This window comes from Sodalis sp. RH16 (assembly GCF_047324245.1).
Lineage (GTDB): Bacteria > Pseudomonadota > Gammaproteobacteria > Enterobacterales > Enterobacteriaceae > Acerihabitans > Acerihabitans ligni.
The window spans coordinates 4,566,056-4,581,354 of record NZ_CP178737.1 but is presented as its reverse complement, the minus strand read 5'-3'; the positions used below and the strand labels follow the sequence as shown (position 1 = coordinate 4,581,354).

Annotated in this window: 15 protein-coding genes; 1 reads left to right on the top strand and 14 read right to left on the bottom strand. The window is 55.2% G+C overall.

The window, feature by feature from the left end; all coding sequences use genetic code 11:
- Positions 1 to 29: 29 nt before the first annotated feature.
- The 10 genes from nifM to nifE form a co-directional block, all read right to left on the bottom strand.
- On the bottom strand, positions 30 to 860 hold the full coding sequence (gene nifM / locus ACL2XJ_RS20950; RefSeq protein ID WP_413724378.1) for a nitrogen fixation protein NifM: 831 nt from the start codon (positions 858 to 860) through the stop codon (positions 30 to 32).
- 16 nt (positions 861 to 876) lie between these two features.
- Positions 877 to 1,320: a nitrogen fixation protein NifZ gene (locus ACL2XJ_RS20945; protein WP_132921719.1), complete on the bottom strand. Its 444-nt coding sequence runs from the start codon at positions 1,318 to 1,320 to the stop codon at positions 877 to 879.
- Positions 1,317 to 1,682: a nitrogenase-stabilizing/protective protein NifW gene (locus tag ACL2XJ_RS20940; protein ID WP_413724377.1), complete on the bottom strand. Its 366-nt coding sequence runs from the start codon at positions 1,680 to 1,682 to the stop codon at positions 1,317 to 1,319. The genes ACL2XJ_RS20945 and ACL2XJ_RS20940 overlap by 4 nt, the downstream gene beginning before the upstream one ends.
- A gap of 1 nt (position 1,683) precedes the next feature.
- On the bottom strand, positions 1,684 to 2,844 hold the full coding sequence (gene nifV / locus ACL2XJ_RS20935) for a homocitrate synthase (RefSeq protein WP_413724376.1): 1,161 nt from the start codon (positions 2,842 to 2,844) through the stop codon (positions 1,684 to 1,686).
- A 16-nt stretch (positions 2,845 to 2,860) separates the two neighbouring features.
- On the bottom strand, positions 2,861 to 4,072 hold the full coding sequence (gene nifS, locus ACL2XJ_RS20930; RefSeq protein ID WP_413724375.1) for a cysteine desulfurase NifS: 1,212 nt from the start codon (positions 4,070 to 4,072) through the stop codon (positions 2,861 to 2,863).
- 9 nt (positions 4,073 to 4,081) lie between these two features.
- Positions 4,082 to 4,933, bottom strand: coding sequence for a Fe-S cluster assembly protein NifU (nifU, locus tag ACL2XJ_RS20925; protein WP_413724374.1), 852 nt, complete (start codon positions 4,931 to 4,933; stop codon positions 4,082 to 4,084).
- A 15-nt stretch (positions 4,934 to 4,948) separates the two neighbouring features.
- Entirely contained in the window at positions 4,949 to 5,290 is a 342-nt protein-coding gene (locus ACL2XJ_RS20920; protein ID WP_413724373.1) for a hypothetical protein, read from the bottom strand.
- 151 nt (positions 5,291 to 5,441) lie between these two features.
- Positions 5,442 to 5,909, bottom strand: coding sequence for a NifB/NifX family molybdenum-iron cluster-binding protein (locus tag ACL2XJ_RS20915; RefSeq protein WP_132921725.1), 468 nt, complete (start codon positions 5,907 to 5,909; stop codon positions 5,442 to 5,444).
- Positions 5,906 to 7,285 (bottom strand): nitrogenase iron-molybdenum cofactor biosynthesis protein NifN, encoded by a 1,380-nt coding sequence (gene nifN, locus ACL2XJ_RS20910; protein ID WP_413724372.1) that lies wholly within the window; start codon positions 7,283 to 7,285, stop codon positions 5,906 to 5,908. Before nifN ends, ACL2XJ_RS20915 begins: the two co-directional genes overlap by 4 nt.
- Before the next feature lie 18 nt (positions 7,286 to 7,303).
- Entirely contained in the window at positions 7,304 to 8,677 is a 1,374-nt protein-coding gene (gene nifE, locus ACL2XJ_RS20905; protein ID WP_132927749.1) for a nitrogenase iron-molybdenum cofactor biosynthesis protein NifE, read from the bottom strand.
- Between the two features lie 313 nt (positions 8,678 to 8,990).
- Here nifE and ACL2XJ_RS20900 point away from each other — a divergent pair, with 313 nt between their 5' ends.
- The gene (locus ACL2XJ_RS20900) at positions 8,991 to 11,120 is read left to right on the top strand and encodes an ankyrin repeat domain-containing protein (protein WP_413724371.1); all 2,130 of its coding nucleotides are present in this window, start codon (positions 8,991 to 8,993) and stop codon (positions 11,118 to 11,120) included.
- 67 nt (positions 11,121 to 11,187) lie between these two features.
- Here ACL2XJ_RS20900 and ACL2XJ_RS20895 read toward each other — a convergent pair whose 3' ends face one another.
- Genes ACL2XJ_RS20895 through nifD form a run of 4 tightly spaced genes read right to left on the bottom strand, consistent with a single transcriptional unit; the run spans position 11,188 to position 15,232 of the window.
- On the bottom strand, positions 11,188 to 11,865 hold the full coding sequence (locus tag ACL2XJ_RS20895; protein ID WP_413724370.1) for a NifB/NifX family molybdenum-iron cluster-binding protein: 678 nt from the start codon (positions 11,863 to 11,865) through the stop codon (positions 11,188 to 11,190).
- A 2-nt stretch (positions 11,866 to 11,867) separates the two neighbouring features.
- Positions 11,868 to 12,104 (bottom strand): putative nitrogen fixation protein NifT, encoded by a 237-nt coding sequence (gene nifT / locus ACL2XJ_RS20890; RefSeq protein ID WP_132921728.1) that lies wholly within the window; start codon positions 12,102 to 12,104, stop codon positions 11,868 to 11,870.
- Positions 12,105 to 12,153: 49 nt separating this feature from the next.
- A complete protein-coding gene (gene nifK, locus ACL2XJ_RS20885; protein WP_413724369.1) occupies positions 12,154 to 13,725 on the bottom strand; it encodes a nitrogenase molybdenum-iron protein subunit beta in 1,572 nt (523 codons plus the stop codon).
- 58 nt (positions 13,726 to 13,783) lie between these two features.
- Positions 13,784 to 15,232, bottom strand: coding sequence for a nitrogenase molybdenum-iron protein alpha chain (nifD, locus tag ACL2XJ_RS20880; protein ID WP_132921730.1), 1,449 nt, complete (start codon positions 15,230 to 15,232; stop codon positions 13,784 to 13,786).
- Positions 15,233 to 15,299 lie beyond the last annotated feature (67 nt).

Below are 15,299 nucleotides of genomic sequence, written 5' to 3'. Positions count from 1 at the left end.
GACTGCCGCGCCTGATATCATTAGCGCTATCAGGGGCGAAGCCCCTTCAGCCATACCCGCTGGTGCTGCTTTTGCAGTTTTTCCCGGAACTGCCGGCGAATCGACGCTATGGCCTCGTCAGGGGGCAGCGTGGAGGCGGGGCGGATGTCGCGGTAATGGAGGATATGCAGCCCGATGGGGCTATCCACCACCCCGCTGATGCCCGGCGCCGACATTCCGAATAACGTTTTATCCAGGGATTCAAACAGCAAGCCGCGGCTGACCCAGCCCAGATTGCCGCCGTCCAGCGCGGTGGGACATTGGGAGTGGCGCTGGGCCAGCAGGGGAAACTGTCCGAAGTCCTCCGCCAGGCGAGCATGTATCTCGTCTATGCGTTGGCGCACCTCGCGAGGCTGGCAATCCGGCTGATCTTCGTCCACCGTCAACAGGATATGGCTGCACTGGCGCTGCTCAGGCCGGATAAACTGCCCCTGGTGCGCTTTGTACCACTCAACCACCCGCTGCTCGTCCGGCCCTGGGGCCTGTTCGGCTACCTGTGCCAGAACTTTTTCCAGCAGGACCTGATGAGCCATGGCCCGATAGAGGCCGTTGCGATCCAAACCGCTGCGCGCCAGCTGCGCCGGCCACTCCTCCTGAGCGGCCACCCGCAGATTCAATGCGTCCAGGGCGGCCTGAACCTCACCTTCAGAAGCGAACATGTCCCATGCGGCGGCCTGTTCCTCTATCCGGCTTTCGAGGCTGACCTGGCGGTGATATTGCCGCTCGAATTCGTCGGACTGCTCCGCGCTCAATAACCACGGCGGATTGCGGTATAGAGACAGTGATAATGTCAAACGGGTATAAACCTGCCATTGCTGCATTGCGGTCCGCCTCCCCTTAGCTTTCGCAAACCTGTGGCGCCAGCGCCGCTTCAGGCACCTGGAATAACCGGCCGTCGAACAGCACTACATAGGACATGGGCTGCCGATCGCGGATTTCATCCATGATCTGCCCCACCTGCCCCGCCACCACCACCGGCTGGCCGGCAATGGCCAGGGGCAGCGCGGCGCTGACCCAATCGCCGTACTGGAATTCGCCGGCAATCCAGGGCGCGCTGCCGGAAATCAGTTCCTGCTCCCGGCAACCGACGATACAGTCATCTTCCACAAAATGGACCTGGTAGATCAGATTATCCTGGAGAAAGCTGCCCCATTCCCGCACATAACCAATGCTGCCCTTACGCACCAGCAGCGCCCCGCGGGGTTTGCCTGGGAAAGTGCCGTCATTGCGCAACGAACGGATAACCCTGACCCTGGAGCCGAAATCATAGCTGGGTTTCATGGCCGCACCTCGCTCAAGGCGTTCAACGGTATGAAATAGCGCTTGTCGTTATTGCGCTGGTACACCGCCAGACCGGACTGTGCGGCCAGCGTGCCCTGCAAAAAGTGGTCGTAACTCAACCCCAGCAGATGCCGGGCCAGGGACCAGTACGCCTTGTTACGCGCCGCCGCCCCGTCTTCCCCCTCCGGTATATCCCGCAGCGGCACGGTGATGATGGCGGCCAGCCGCTGGTGAAAATCCCCCATGATATGCATGCGCTTGGCGACGATAACCGACGGATCGTAGGGCAAGTCAAAAAAGTCGAAAAAGCCCTCGGCGGTATCAATCTCATCAATGCCCGGTATTGCGTTAAACCATTCCATATCACCCCCCTGAGCAGAGCGCCAGCCCCATGTCCGGTCCCGGTACGCCGAATAATTCGTTATATAATTGCTGCAACTGCGCCTCCGACGGGCTGTGTTTCCACACCTCGGCGCGGCTGCGCAGCACCAGCAGCAATTGCTCTGCCTGGCTCGCCGCCAGCGTATAGCCTAAATCGGCAAAAATGCGCGTCACGGCGTGACGACCGGAATGCTTGCCCAGCACCAGGGTATGATGGCGGCCGAAACGGGCCGGATCGATGCTCTGGTAGCAGGCGGCATTCTTCAACAAACCGGCGACATGAATACCCGATTCATGTGTAAACACCTGTTCCCCCACCAGGGGCTGCTGCGGGTCGATGGGGCGGCGGGCCGCCGCGGACACCTGACGGCAAAGGGCGGGCAATTGTTCGAAACGGATGCCGGTGTCCCTATGCAGACAGGTCTCCAGCGCCATGGACACGCTTTCCAGCGACGCGTTTCCGGCCCTTTCGCCCAGGCCGTTTACCGTGGTATTGACGTGGGTGGCGCCGGCCCGCACCGCCGCCAGGGTATTGGCGGTGGCCAGGCCCAGGTCGTTATGGGCGTGCATTTCGATGTCGCCATCCCAGTGACAACGTAACGCCTTAATGCGGTCGTAGGTGGCGAAAGGATCCAGTACTCCCAGGGTATCGGCAAAACGCAGCCGCAGCGCGCCGGCATCGCCGGCCGCTCGCGCTATCTGTCCCAACTCTTCGTCGCTGGCGCGGGAGGCATCTTCACAGCCCACGCTCACCCGCAGCCCGCACCGGCGGGCGTAAAGAATATGGCTTGCCAGTTCCCGCGCCATTTGCGGCCAGTTCAAGCGCAATTTATAATCGCGCATCTGGGCCGAGGCCGGCAGCGATACATCCACCCAATCCAGTCCCAGATCCGCCGCCAGCCCGATCTCCTTGCGATTGAGGCGGCACCAGGCCATCAGCGTCTGGCCCGGCAACGCCTGCCTCACCAGGGCGATGCGCCGGCACTCCTCATCACCCATCGCCGGCGTCCCCACCTCCAGCTCGCCCACCCCGATGTCGGTCAGCGCGACGGCGATGGCCAGCTTTTCCACGGCGCTGAAGGCCACGCCGGGGCTTTGTTCACCATCGCGCAGCGTGGTGTCGTTAATCACGATAGCGGTCATTGGTCTGTTCCTGTGCTTAACCGTAAGTGGGGACAAAACCGCCGGCATCCGCCGCCATCATGGGGTGATCTCCCTGCCAGTAGGGTGAAAGCGCCCGCAGGCGGCCAATCATCGGCGGCAGCTGCTCAATGACATACTCGATCTCTTTTTCGCGGGTATAGCGGGATAAGGAGAAACGGATAGTGCCGTGGGCGGCGGTATAAGGAATGCCCATGGCGCGCATGACGTGGGAAGGTTCCAGCGAACCGGACGTGCAGGCGCTGCCGCTGGAGGCGGCGATCCGGCAGTGATTGAGCAACAGCAAAATCGCCTCCCCCTCGATATATTCAAAGGCGATATTCACCGTATTCGGCGTTCTCGGCTGGGTGCCGCCCATTACCAGGGTATAAGGAATGGCGCTGGTGATGCTGTGCTGCAGCCGGTCCCGCAGGACGGCAATCTGGGCCGCCATCAGCGGCAGATGAATATCCGCCAGCTCGGCCGCCGTCCCCATGCCGACGATGCCGGCGATATTTTCGGTACCCGCGCGCCGGCCCCGTTCCTGATGCCCGCCGCGCAATAGGGGCCTAAAGCGGGTGCCGCGCCTGACATAGAGCGCGCCGACGCCCTTGGGGCCGTGAAACTTATGACCGGAACAGGACAGCATATCGATTTCAGTATCCGCCAGCGAGACCGGAATCTTCCCCACCGCCTGCACCCCATCGCAATGGAACAGGACGCCCGCCTGATGGGCCAGCTCCGCCATCTCCCGTACCGGATTGATGACCCCGGTTTCGTTATTGGCCCACATCACGGTGGCCAGCGCCACTTTATCGCTCAAGGCCGCCCGGTAAATGCCTAAGTCCAGCGCCCCTTCGCCGTTTACCGGCACGCGGTGAATAACGTAGCCCTGGCGCTCCAAACGTTCGCACACCTGCAGCGTCGCGGGGTGCTCTACGACGGTGGTGATGATTTCCCGGCGTTCCGGGTAGGCTTCCGCCGCCGACAAGATAGCCGTGGAGGTGGCCTCGGTGGCGCACGAGGTAAAAATGATTTCACTGTCGTGGCGGGCGCCCAGCAGGCTGGCTACCTGCTCCCGCGCCCGCTCCAGCGCGATGCCGGCGGGCCGGCCGAAATCATGGATGGAAGAAGGATTACCGTAATGTTCGCTCAGGAACGGCATCATCGCTTCCAGCACCATGGGATCGATACGGGTGGTGGCGTTATTATCCAGATAAACAGGTTTCATCGGTTTGCCTCACACTGCGCTGGTGGAAAGGGTGGCTGTATCCGACACCACATGCATAAAACGGCCCAGGCGTTCGATTAATTTCTGCTGTAGCCAGGCCAGGGTCATATCGGTCATCATGCAGCCGCTGCAACTGCCGGAGAGGGATACCGTCACCTGCTTTTCAGTGACATCCAGCAGCCGCATATCGCCGCCGTCGGCCTGGATATGCGGACGCAGCCCGGCGATCACCTCCTCCACCGCCAGCCAGTTCTTGTCGCGGGGTTTTTCCGGCGCCTTGGCCACCACCGGCTGTTGGCTCAGGATTTCGCTCAGGGTTTGTTCGATTTTTTCATGGCAGGAGGTGCAGCCGCCGCCGGCCTTGGTGTAATTAATCACATCCTCAAGCGTCGTGAGGTTGTTTTGCAACACCGCCCGGCGGATATGGCCTTCGTCAACGCCGAAGCATTTACAGATCAGCGCCCCTTCCTCATGATCCGCTTCCGGCGCTTCGCCGCGAAATTGCGCGATAGCGGCCCGCAGCGCCTCCTGACCCATCACCGAACAATGCATTTTTTCCGGCGGCAAACCGTCGAGATAGTCGGCTATCTGTTTATTGGTCAGCTGCGAGGCTTCGGTGAGGGTGCGGCCGATAATCAGTTCGGTCAGGGCGGACGACGACGCAATGGCGCTGCCGCAGCCAAAGGTCTGGAATCCTGCCTCTTCGATGATTTCAGTGGCCGGATCCACACGCAGCATCAGCCGGAGCGCATCGCCGCAGCTGATGGAGCCGACATCCCCGATAGCGTTCGCCTGTTCGACGACTTTGGCATTACGCGGATGAAAAAAATGATCTTTAACTTTTTCTGAATAATTCCACATAAATTTTTCTCCTACTCACAGCATTGTCTGTGGTGTTGCGCATACCTGATTGTCGCAGTGACAGGCTGTCCCCTGCAGTTGTAGTTCAATCCATATTCCCGGCTCCTGCCCCTGGGCGCCCGCCTGGATCACCGCCCGGTGCAGATAGGGCCAGTGCGTGATGGCGGCTATCAAGACCAGCCCCTGATAGCTGACGGGGTAATCCTCTTCCCGTAGCCGTCGCGTCCACTCCAGGGTCACCTGCCCGCCCTGGCAACCGTCGCCTTGCAGCCTGATGCGTAAACCGGCGCAGGGTTCGGTGAGTTGCTGCTGCAAGGCCAGGAGCTGTTGCAAGGCTTCCGCTTCGATCTGAATCATGTTGTCGCTCCGCAAGAGGGTCATAGATAAGGAGCAAATGTGATGCCAGTCACATCTTTAGCGATTTTTCAATAAGATAGCCGCACCCTGCCGATAAAAAACCCCGAACATGTCGGGGTGGGTTGTCGGTTTTGTCAGAGAAATGACACAATTAATACTCGTCCTCTTCCCAATGGGTTTCCTGTTGATAATGCTCGAAACGGTGCGGATCCCGTTTGGCCTGATGGCGTTGCAGACAGGGAGCATTCCAGTTTTCCTGTATCTCCGTCAGCAGGAGGGCGATGGACGTAGCGGCGGGGACGCTTACCGCCCTGACGCCCACCCGCAGCAGTTGCCGGAATACGCTCTCCCCCACCGCCACGCAATACAGCGACAGACAGCCGTCCAGCGCAGCGATGCGGCCGGCCAATTTATCCAAATCGTGTCCCGGCTGAATCATGAAATCCGTTACTTGCAACAGATTGACCCGATCCGGCTTCACGCCGTAAATCGCCAGCCGGGGCGTCGAACCGAAATGCTGATTGACATGATGTAAATCGGAGCTGGCGAAGGCGACGCGCAGGGTATAATCCGAGTCCGAATCGGTGGTCACCCGCAAATTGCGCTGGAAGTTAATCATAATCCGCTGTCCTGTTCGGCGGGAATCCGGGAAAAATCCTGCTTAAGGGGAGAGTGATAAACCGGCTGGTGATGCCGGCGATGTTCCATGACATTGCCCAATTCGAACAGCGTATCGCGCATACCGGCATATCCCTGGCGTGTACGGCGAAATTCTCCCAGCCGATCATAAATGGGAAAGCCGGTGCGTATAAGCGGAATATCCAGCCGCTCCGCCAGGCCGGCGGCATGGGAGTTGGCAAAAATCATATCCGCCGGGTTAGCCGCCAGCAAATCCGACAAATCCTCCAAATCCCCCAGGACGACGGTTTCCACCGGCAGCGCCGCCAGGCCCGGCTGGTTCACCGGCGCCACCACGCTGCCCACATCCATTCCCTGACTCCGGGCGAAATCCACCCATGCCCGCAGCAGGTCCGCCTCCGCGGCCATCGCCAGTCGGCTGCCTTGCAGCGCGCCGTGACAATCAATCATGGCATCCAGCAATTGCCCGCGCTGGCGCTCGATCCAGGCCGGCACCTCCCGCCCGGAAATACGGTGCAATTGCAGGATAAATTCATCCATTTGTTGTAACGTCATCAAATGCGGCAGACGAAAGCATTCTCCCCGGCTACGGGGCTCCAGCAGCGCGGCCACCCGCTGCAGCGAGACGCCGATAATGAAACTCGCGGCGCTTTGTCCCAGCTGCTCCATCAGACGAAACGGCGTTCCTCCCTGGGTCAGAGAGTGGTAATCCCCGCAGGCCAGATAGCCGTCCAGGGATTGGGTCAAATCCGGCACCATGACGGGCTGCAAGCCGAACGCTTCCACATAGCTGCGAATCAGCTCCTGATCGCCGGGGGTCATCATATGGCTGAGAAACACATTCACCCGTTTATTGCGGATACCCGCCGGAGGTACGGCGGGTATCCATTGCTGTACCAAGCTTTCCAGCAGCGCGGCATAACCGTTTTCCATCGAACCGTAAAAATCCGGCGTACTGACGGTTAATATCCCCACCTGCCGGTGCTTGGGATGGCTTTCGCGGAATAATGCCACCGCCCGGCTTAAATCGCTGCCCTGGGCTTCCGACAGGCCGGTGCTTAACAGCACGATAATGCGCGGCGCGTTACGTTCGCATAAGGTTTGCAGCGCGGCGGAAATATTATTGTCAGCCCCCATAATGGTGGTAATCGGCTCCATGGCGGTGGATTGCAGGGGGATGGGCTCATGGAAATGCTGGATAAAAAATACTTTGGCGAAAGCGCTGCACCCCTGCGCGCCATGAACCAGCGGGATGCAATTTTCCAGCCCCATAGCGGCCAGGATGGCCCCAAGGGGCTGTCCGCTTTTGATCGGACTGGCGGCTAGCGGTTTAACGGAACGGACGACCTGTGTCATTTTCTTCTCCTCAGCCTTTCAGTGCCAGGGCGCGGGACGGTTGACCTGCGGCCAGACCGGACTTTCCAATGTACGGCATACCGCCGCCGCCAGATTTACCATGCCTTGGTAACCGGCGAATGCCTCTTCGCGCTCCTGGTTGATATCAAGAAACGGCAGCCGGGCCTTATAAGCGGTATACATGTTCCTGCCGCCGGCAATCATCATATCGGCGCCGTAGCGATAGGCTGTGTCCAGCAGCAGGCGGGGATTGCCCTCATCCATCATCAGAGCGTCCTCGCCCATCAGCGCGCGGATGCGGGCCTTATCCTCTTCGGTTGATTTGCGGGTGCCGGTGGCCACCACGTCCATCCCCAGATCCTGCAGCGCCGACACTACCGACCAGGATTTAACCCCGCCGGTATAGAGCAGAACCCGTTTCCCCCGCAGCCGATCGCGCCAGGGCGCCAATTTCGATTGGACGAAGGCTTCTTCGCGGGCGATAAGGGTCTCGGTACGGGCGATTAAATCCTCATCCCCCAGCAATCCCGCCAGTTGGCGCAAGGAGGAAGACATTTCGCGCAGACCATAAAAACTTCCCTCGAACCAGGGAGTGCCGTACTGTTCTTTCAACTGGCGGGCCACATTGATCAAGGCGCGGGAACATACCAGCATATTGGCTTCGGAACGATGCAGGGTTTGGATTTCGGCAAAGCGCGCATCGCCGGAAAGGGTGCACAACACCCTCACTCCCAATTCATCCAACAGCGGCAGCACCTGCCAGAACTCACCGGCAATGTTGTATTCGCCGATAAGGCCGATACTATGCCCCAGGCTTTCCGCTACCGGATAATCGCTGGGCCAGGGCGCCGGCTCGCGTTGCCCCACCACTTGACGCAGCATGACGTCGCCGGCAATACGGTTACCGAGGTTTTTACTGCCGTAAAAACCGGCGGCGTCCACCGCAATCACCGGAATGCCGGCGGCGGCGGATGCCGAGCGGCACACTGACTCGATATCATCCCCTTCCATGGCGGGTACGCAGGTATTGTAAATAAAGATTGCCGCCGGCCGGTAGCGTTCGGCAATGTGGCGGACCGCATGAAACAGTCGGCGCTCTCCCCGCCCCATGATGACATCCTGCTCGCTGAGATCGGTAGTGAAACCCAGCCGGTTCAACTCCGGTCCCGAGCTGCGGCTGCCGCGATTGTCCCAGGAACTCCCCGCGCAGCCGATGGGACCATGCACCAGATGGGCCACATCCGCCACCGGCAGCAGCGTGATCTGCGCGCCGTCGAAAGCGCAGCCGCCTGCGGTGGAGCCGGGCTTGGGCGGTTTACAACCGGTTTTGTGTTTGCCATTGTGTTCACAGGCGGGTTCCACAAACAGGGCGGCAATGTCGTTATTATTCATCATGAACTCTCAGCCAAGCGGCGTTATTTTACCCATTGCACATCCAATGCAATTCAGAGGCCAGCCTTTACCTGCTGATTTATAAGCTATTTTTATTGTCACGAATACGACAAACCAGACAATGGATAAAACAGATTGCCGAAGATGCGGGTATCGGCAAGCAGCGCGCCGCCAATGGACAAATCTCTTTTAGAAAAAATAAATTGGAAGCTGGGAAGATTGACTTATGATTGAATGTTAATACATTAAGCTCCGGGCACGGTCATAAACAACGTTCTACTCTTACTATAAAATATTATTGCAGCGAGTAACTATGCCAATAGAAAACAATATAAATGGCAATATAACTGTGCCATTCAATTTACAACAGACTCCAGCCTCTTCTTTAACAAGAACATTCTTCTCTCATGCTGATTCCCCTGATGCGCAGATGTATCACATTCTTCAGCGCAATGATAATATTTCCGAAGACAATCCAGATAAACCGTATCAATTCTATTTATCCCAGATTGAAATTTTGTTGCATGAAATTTCACGCCAAGGGAATGCAGCAGGTAATGTTGACAAAATAATCAATCAATTTATTGAAGAACTTTCGTGCACGGACTGCATTCCCGAACCCTTAAAACTGAACCTTTATCATGATTCCTGGCGATATTTGCATAGCATCATGCTGCTGGTGGCAAAAAAAAACACTCCTGAGATTCAAGATGACCTGAGAAGGATGTACATTTATATTGAAAAAGGTCTTGGAATAGCATTGAATATCATCCCTGCATTTTTTGAAAAAATAAACAGTATAGTCACTAACGAAATCTACGAAAAAATCTGGATAATCAAAAAACAACTCATCGAAAAAAAAGTTTTTGAATATGCCATAAAAATGCATGGATTATCCCGCAATGATGAATATATCAATGCATATAAGTATCAGTTAAGAGACACCCCTTGGGGCATTGATTATGTGATTGGCGATAAAACCATTGATTTTGAAAAAATCGCCGAGACAGATGACACACTTTGTGATTTAATGCAGAATTTGACTAGGGATATTTCCCTTGGGAAAATCATTAGTTCCCTAGGGAACGAAGTTTATAACGGCGTTTTGACTATCTTAAAAAAACGCCACTGTAAAGCAAAAGAAAAAGTCCTGTCTTCAGAGAAAACAAGTAATATAAATAATTATTTGCGGAAAAACTATCCTTTTTTATGTTTTACGGATTGTGTTAAATTTGACAAAGGCATCAATGAGTTTGTTTTGGAATATCCTGAAATGATTTATAGCGCTATTGCTACTGCTTTAGCGAAACATGATATCAGCCAGCGTTATTTCCAGATTCAGTTGGCAATGGAGACAATAAAAATAAGAATCAGATACATTGAAGGTTTTTATTGGATTGAGAACAAGTCAAACTGTATCCAATTTCCTCTTACTTTGAACATTCTGAAAAGAGAAAAAATAAGCGGCGTTCTCGATGAAGATTTACTTAAATTTTCTATTATCAATTCTGATATTAATCAAATCACAAATAATTTAAATGTAGAATGGCTTGATAATCCAGAAAATGTCTTTTATGAAATAGAACATCCTGCGATTTTTATAGCCGCCACGCATTTCTTTACAGAGAATAGACTTCCTATAAATAATACTTACAAAAATGGCACCACGCTACTGATGGCGGCAATTATTTTTAGAAATAGGATATTAATAGATTACATTCTTACTCGTTCAGATCTCGACATCAACGTCAAAGATAATAGTGGATTAACAGCGTTGGCTTTGGCCGTGAAGTTAGACTCAAGGGAAATACTTCTTGACTTGCTTTCATATAAAAAAATTGACGTCAACCCTCAAGACAACAAAGGAAAAACACCCTTGATGATGGCGATACAAACGGGCATATTTGCGATAAGCAATAAATTACTCAAACATGGTGATATCAATATCAATATTCAAGATTGCAAAGGGAATACCGCTTTAATTTATGCCATATTCAGTGGCAAAAAAATCATTATCAGGCAACTTATAGATGACAAACGCACCGACATCAACATCATCAACAATGATGGGCACTCGGCCTTGTTTTTATCTTTGACGAAAGATCTTTCCATCACGAAAAAAATCATAAACCATAAGTCCATAAACATTAACGGTGATAACCCTCGTACTACTCCCTTGATAAAAGCAGTAACAGAGAATCGATTGAGTATCGTTAAACTGTTACTGCCTTTTCCCAATCTTGATATCAACCGGTGCAATACGGCGGGCAGCACAGCATTGCATATCGCCGTCGCCATGGGCAGTGAAGATATTGTCGAGGCACTTTTGGAAAATCGTCATATCAATATGGATATCAAGGATGGTGATAATTTGACGCCATTGGAGTTAGCTATAAAACACGGGAATGAAAATATCAAAAAAATATTGCTTATTACAAAATGAACCCATAACAAAGCCAGCCCGCGGATACCGGCTGGCAAATGATTCCAAGTCCTCTAAATCAATTCGCTTACAAAGAAAAGTCATGTTGGATATAAGGGGATGCCTTACCCAGCCGTTTCGCCAGCCAGGGCGGAATCCGGCCGCCGAGCATGGTTTGCAGCGCTTGCAGCTGTTGGCCGATATCCATGGGCGGCTTAATTTTAATCGGATGGATATTATTTCTGATGACCCTGGCCGCGGCCGGGCCGCCGATGGCCTCGCAAAACAGCAAATGGCAATCGCTTAACAGCCTGGCCCGCGCTTCATTGCCCTCTTCCGGCCCGTCAGGCAAGTCGCGATAGCGGCGTACCTGATACAGGAAAGGCTCGAGTCCGTCAAAGGCATAGACAAAGAACAACGTACTTTGGCCAAAGTGGCCGTCCACCATCAGGCCGTTGCTGGAGGCAAAGGCGGCGCGCAGCTGCAAAGGTTGCCCGCGCTCAGGGTCCGTAATGAGATGGCTTGGCAAATCACCTTTCAGGCAGGCCGCCGCCTGCTGCCATTGCGCCGCCGACGGCGGCGGGACATCGGCGGGAAAGTCCCGTGCCAGCGCGGCGGGATCGAGCCGCGCCAGCAGGACCGGCGACAAGGGCTGCCGGCATTCCCGCTCCAGCCAGAGGATCAAGGCCTGCGGCGCAAACTGCGGCAGTAATTGCGCAAGGGCGAATAAGCGCCAGAATAAGGGATCGTCTGTTGGCACATTCATTTTTATACTCCTGTTCCCGAAGCATCCCCGCCGCTTTTGCTGGCGCGCAGACGCACCGGAAGAGACGGTTTTCCCGGTTGCGGATAAATATAATAGGACTTGCCGCCCTCCAGTTCGACATTGCCGCCCCAGCACGACGCGTCGTCAAACTCAATGTGCAAAACCCGCGCTTCCAGGTCTTGTTTGGCAATATAGCAATACAAGCCATCTTTTTTTTCACTGAACAATACACTCGGCATCACAGTTCTCCAGCAAAAGCCGCCCCGGCACAGATCCGGGGCGGAGGGCTTAGCGAATCAGATCGTAGCTGTAATCGGTTTTGCCCAGTTTCATGGTGTCGCGATCCAGTTTTTCCAGCGAAGCGTTCACCAAGGTGGTCAATACCGTCATGGCGCCTTCATAGCCCCAGGTGGAAAGGCGGTGCAAATGGTGGCGGTCAAAGATCGGGAAACCGATGCGAATCAGCGGGACCTCAAACTGCTCACCCTTCGCCAGCGTATCGCGCTGAATAAATTTGCCGTAGGAGTTGCCGATCATGAAATCCGGTTTACGGGTAAACATCAGTGAACGGAAGTGCCACAGGTCGCAGTTGATGTAGACTTCGCTCTCCTGGCCGTAAGGGGAATCCGCCAGGATTTTTTTCATGGCTTTCTGCCAGCGCTTGTTGGCGTTATGGCACAGGATAACCGTCGGTTCACACCCCAGTTCAAGCAGCATTTGGGTCATGCCCATGACAAAGTCCGGATCGCCGTACAGGCCATAGCTTTTGCCGTGCAGCCAGGTATGGGAATCGAGCATCATATCCACCAGCCGCCCCCGCTCCAGCGTAAGGGCAGCGGGAATGGGTTTGCCGGTGAGTTCGCTGACGGTCATCAAAAACCGGTCGGTGGCGTTCAATCCCATGGGGATGCTGACCGGGGTCGCCGGCTGCTGCCACTCTTCCTGCACCACTTTTTTGGTTTTGAGCAGATGCCAGGGCTGCAGCAGCAAGGTATCGATGGCGTTGGGGGCGTCGCGCATCTCTTCCTGCGTGGTGCCGCCGGCGTACATGCGGTATTCTCCGTCCGCCGGGGTATCCAGTACCTCGGAGGGATCGGACAGCAGGCTGTAGCCGACCCCCATCTGTTCCATCATGCGCTTGATAACCCGGTAATTACCCAGGTAGGTTTCAAAGCCGGTCACCAGATTGATCTTGCCGTTGCGGCCCGGCTGGTAATCCCGGCCCGCGCTCTTGTCGGTGAATTCACGGGCGAATCCTTCGAACATATTATCCCAGCCGGTAATGTGGCTGCCGATAAAGCTCGGGGTATGGGCAAAGGGCACCGCTATCTTGCTGTCCACAAAACCGTCTTTTTTGGCGTTGGCGACAAAGGCGCTGATATCGTCGCCTATGACTTCCGCCATACAGGTAGTGGAGACGGCGATAACCTCCGGTTTGTAGAGCGCGGAAGCGTTCTGCAGGCCATCATTCATATTCTTGTTGCCGCCGAACACCGCCGCGTCCTCGGTCATGGAATCGGAAACACAGGCCACCGGCTCCTTGAAATGCCGGTTGAAATAGGTGCGGAAATACGCCACGCAGCCTTGGGAACCGTGCACATACGGCAGCGTCTTGGCAAACCCCAGGGAACAGAGCACCGCCCCCAGCGGCTGACAGGCTTTGGCCGGATCGATGGTCAGGGCTTCCCGTTTAAAGTTCAGCTCCTGGTATTCCGGCGTGGTGGTCCACGCAAAGACCTCTTTAACCCGGGCCTCGCCGTGGGCTTCTTCCAGGTCGCGTTTGCTACTGAACAGCGCCTGATATTCCGCCTCTTCAAACAGCGGGTAACAGGCTTTGGTTTTTTCAACACTCTGACTCATGATTCTCTCCTCCCGCGCCACAAATCTGTGAACCGACGGGTTTAGCAAGCAGGCAATCTCAGGCGGTTTTTAGCCACGGCGCAGTCATTTGGGTCCAGCTCGGATTGTTCAACGTCATGTCCATATCCCGGGCGAAAACGGCAAAACCGTCGTAGCCGTGATAAGGACCGGAATAGTCCCAGGAGTGCATCTGCCGGAAAGGGAAGCCCATCTTCTGGAAGATGTATTTCTCTTTGATGCCGGAACCTATCAGGTCGGGTTTGAGGATTTTGATGATCTCTTCCAGCTCAAAGCTGCTGGCATCGTCAAACAATAAAGTACTCTTATGCAGATCCGGCAAGGTGCGGTCATAGTCGTCGTTATGGGCAAATTCATAGCCGCTGCCGACGATTTCCATTCCCAGATCCTCATAAGCGCCGATAACATGACGGGGACGCAGGCCGCCGAGATACAACAGCACCCGCTTGCCTTCCAGACGCGGACGGTACTTGGCAATCACGGCCTCGGTTTGCCCCTGGTAGCGGGCAATGACCTGTTCGGTTTGGGCTTGTATATGCTCATCGAACAGCGCGGCGATTTTGCGCAGGGATTCGGCTATTTTGGTCGGGCCGAAGAAGTTGTATTCCATCCAGGGAATGCCGTATTTTTCTTCCATATGACGGGAGATATAGTTCATTGAGCGGTAGCAGTGCACCAGGTTCAATTTCACCTTCGGCGTATTCTCCATTTCCACCAGGGTGCCGTCGCCGGACCACTGCGCCACTACGCGCAGGCCGATTTCCTGTAGCAGGATCCGTGAAGCCCAGGCATCGCCGCCGATATTGTAATCGCCGATAATGGCGACGTCATAAGGGGTGGTTTCGAACTCTTTTTCGTCACGATTGGACAGGATCCAGTCACGCACCACATCGTTGGCGATATGGTGGCCCAGAGACTGGGACACGCCGCGGAACCCCTCGCAACGCACCGGCACCACCGGTTTGTCGAGTTTTTTCTGCGCTTCCCGCGCCACCGCTTCGATATCGTCGCCGATAAGGCCCACCGGGCATTCCGATTGAACCGAAATCCCCTTGGTTAACGGAAACAGCGTTTCCATCTCTTCTATCAGCTTGGCCAGCTTTTTATCGCCGCCGAACACAATGTCCTTTTCCTGAAAATCAGAGGTGAAATTCAGCGTACCGAACGCATTTACGCCGCTGTAGCCGGTATAATAGTTACGGCGTCCGGCGCGGGAATATTGACCGCAGCCAATAGGGCCATGGGAAATATGGGCCATGTCTTTGATAGGTCCGAACACCACCCCCTTCGAGCCGGCATAGGCGCAGCCGCGCACCGTCATGACGCCAGGCTGCGATTTCCGGTTGGAGGTGATGCATTTACCGACGCTCTCCATTTCCGGGGAGCTCAGCATATAATGCTTGGCACGTTCTTTACGGGCTTTTTCAGGGAAAACTTCCAGCACTTCCTGAATCAGCGCCAGGGTTTGTTCGCCGGTAATATCGGTCATGGCGATATCCTTTACGAGAAATAGTGGGCTTGATGTCCTAAGCCAGCCGTAGCCGGCTCAGGGACTG

Bases quoted from the DNA above. Each gene is read 5' to 3' on its own strand.
- nifM (WP_413724378.1), bottom strand. From the start codon at position 860: ATGCAGCAATGGCAGGTTTATACCCGTTTGACATTATCACTGTCTCTA.
- ACL2XJ_RS20945 (WP_132921719.1), bottom strand. From the start codon at position 1,320: ATGAAACCCAGCTATGATTTCGGCTCCAGGGTCAGGGTTATCCGTTCG.
- ACL2XJ_RS20940 (WP_413724377.1), bottom strand. From the start codon at position 1,682: ATGGAATGGTTTAACGCAATACCGGGCATTGATGAGATTGATACCGCC.
- nifV (WP_413724376.1), bottom strand. From the start codon at position 2,844: ATGACCGCTATCGTGATTAACGACACCACGCTGCGCGATGGTGAACAA.
- nifS (WP_413724375.1), bottom strand. From the start codon at position 4,072: ATGAAACCTGTTTATCTGGATAATAACGCCACCACCCGTATCGATCCC.
- nifU (WP_413724374.1), bottom strand. From the start codon at position 4,933: ATGTGGAATTATTCAGAAAAAGTTAAAGATCATTTTTTTCATCCGCGT.
- ACL2XJ_RS20920 (WP_413724373.1), bottom strand. From the start codon at position 5,290: ATGATTCAGATCGAAGCGGAAGCCTTGCAACAGCTCCTGGCCTTGCAG.
- ACL2XJ_RS20915 (WP_132921725.1), bottom strand. From the start codon at position 5,909: ATGATTAACTTCCAGCGCAATTTGCGGGTGACCACCGATTCGGACTCG.
- nifN (WP_413724372.1), bottom strand. From the start codon at position 7,285: ATGACACAGGTCGTCCGTTCCGTTAAACCGCTAGCCGCCAGTCCGATC.
- nifE (WP_132927749.1), bottom strand. From the start codon at position 8,677: ATGAATAATAACGACATTGCCGCCCTGTTTGTGGAACCCGCCTGTGAA.
- ACL2XJ_RS20900 (WP_413724371.1), top strand. From the start codon at position 8,991: ATGCCAATAGAAAACAATATAAATGGCAATATAACTGTGCCATTCAAT.
- ACL2XJ_RS20895 (WP_413724370.1), bottom strand. From the start codon at position 11,865: ATGAATGTGCCAACAGACGATCCCTTATTCTGGCGCTTATTCGCCCTT.
- nifT (WP_132921728.1), bottom strand. From the start codon at position 12,104: ATGCCGAGTGTATTGTTCAGTGAAAAAAAAGATGGCTTGTATTGCTAT.
- nifK (WP_413724369.1), bottom strand. From the start codon at position 13,725: ATGAGTCAGAGTGTTGAAAAAACCAAAGCCTGTTACCCGCTGTTTGAA.
- nifD (WP_132921730.1), bottom strand. From the start codon at position 15,232: ATGACCGATATTACCGGCGAACAAACCCTGGCGCTGATTCAGGAAGTG.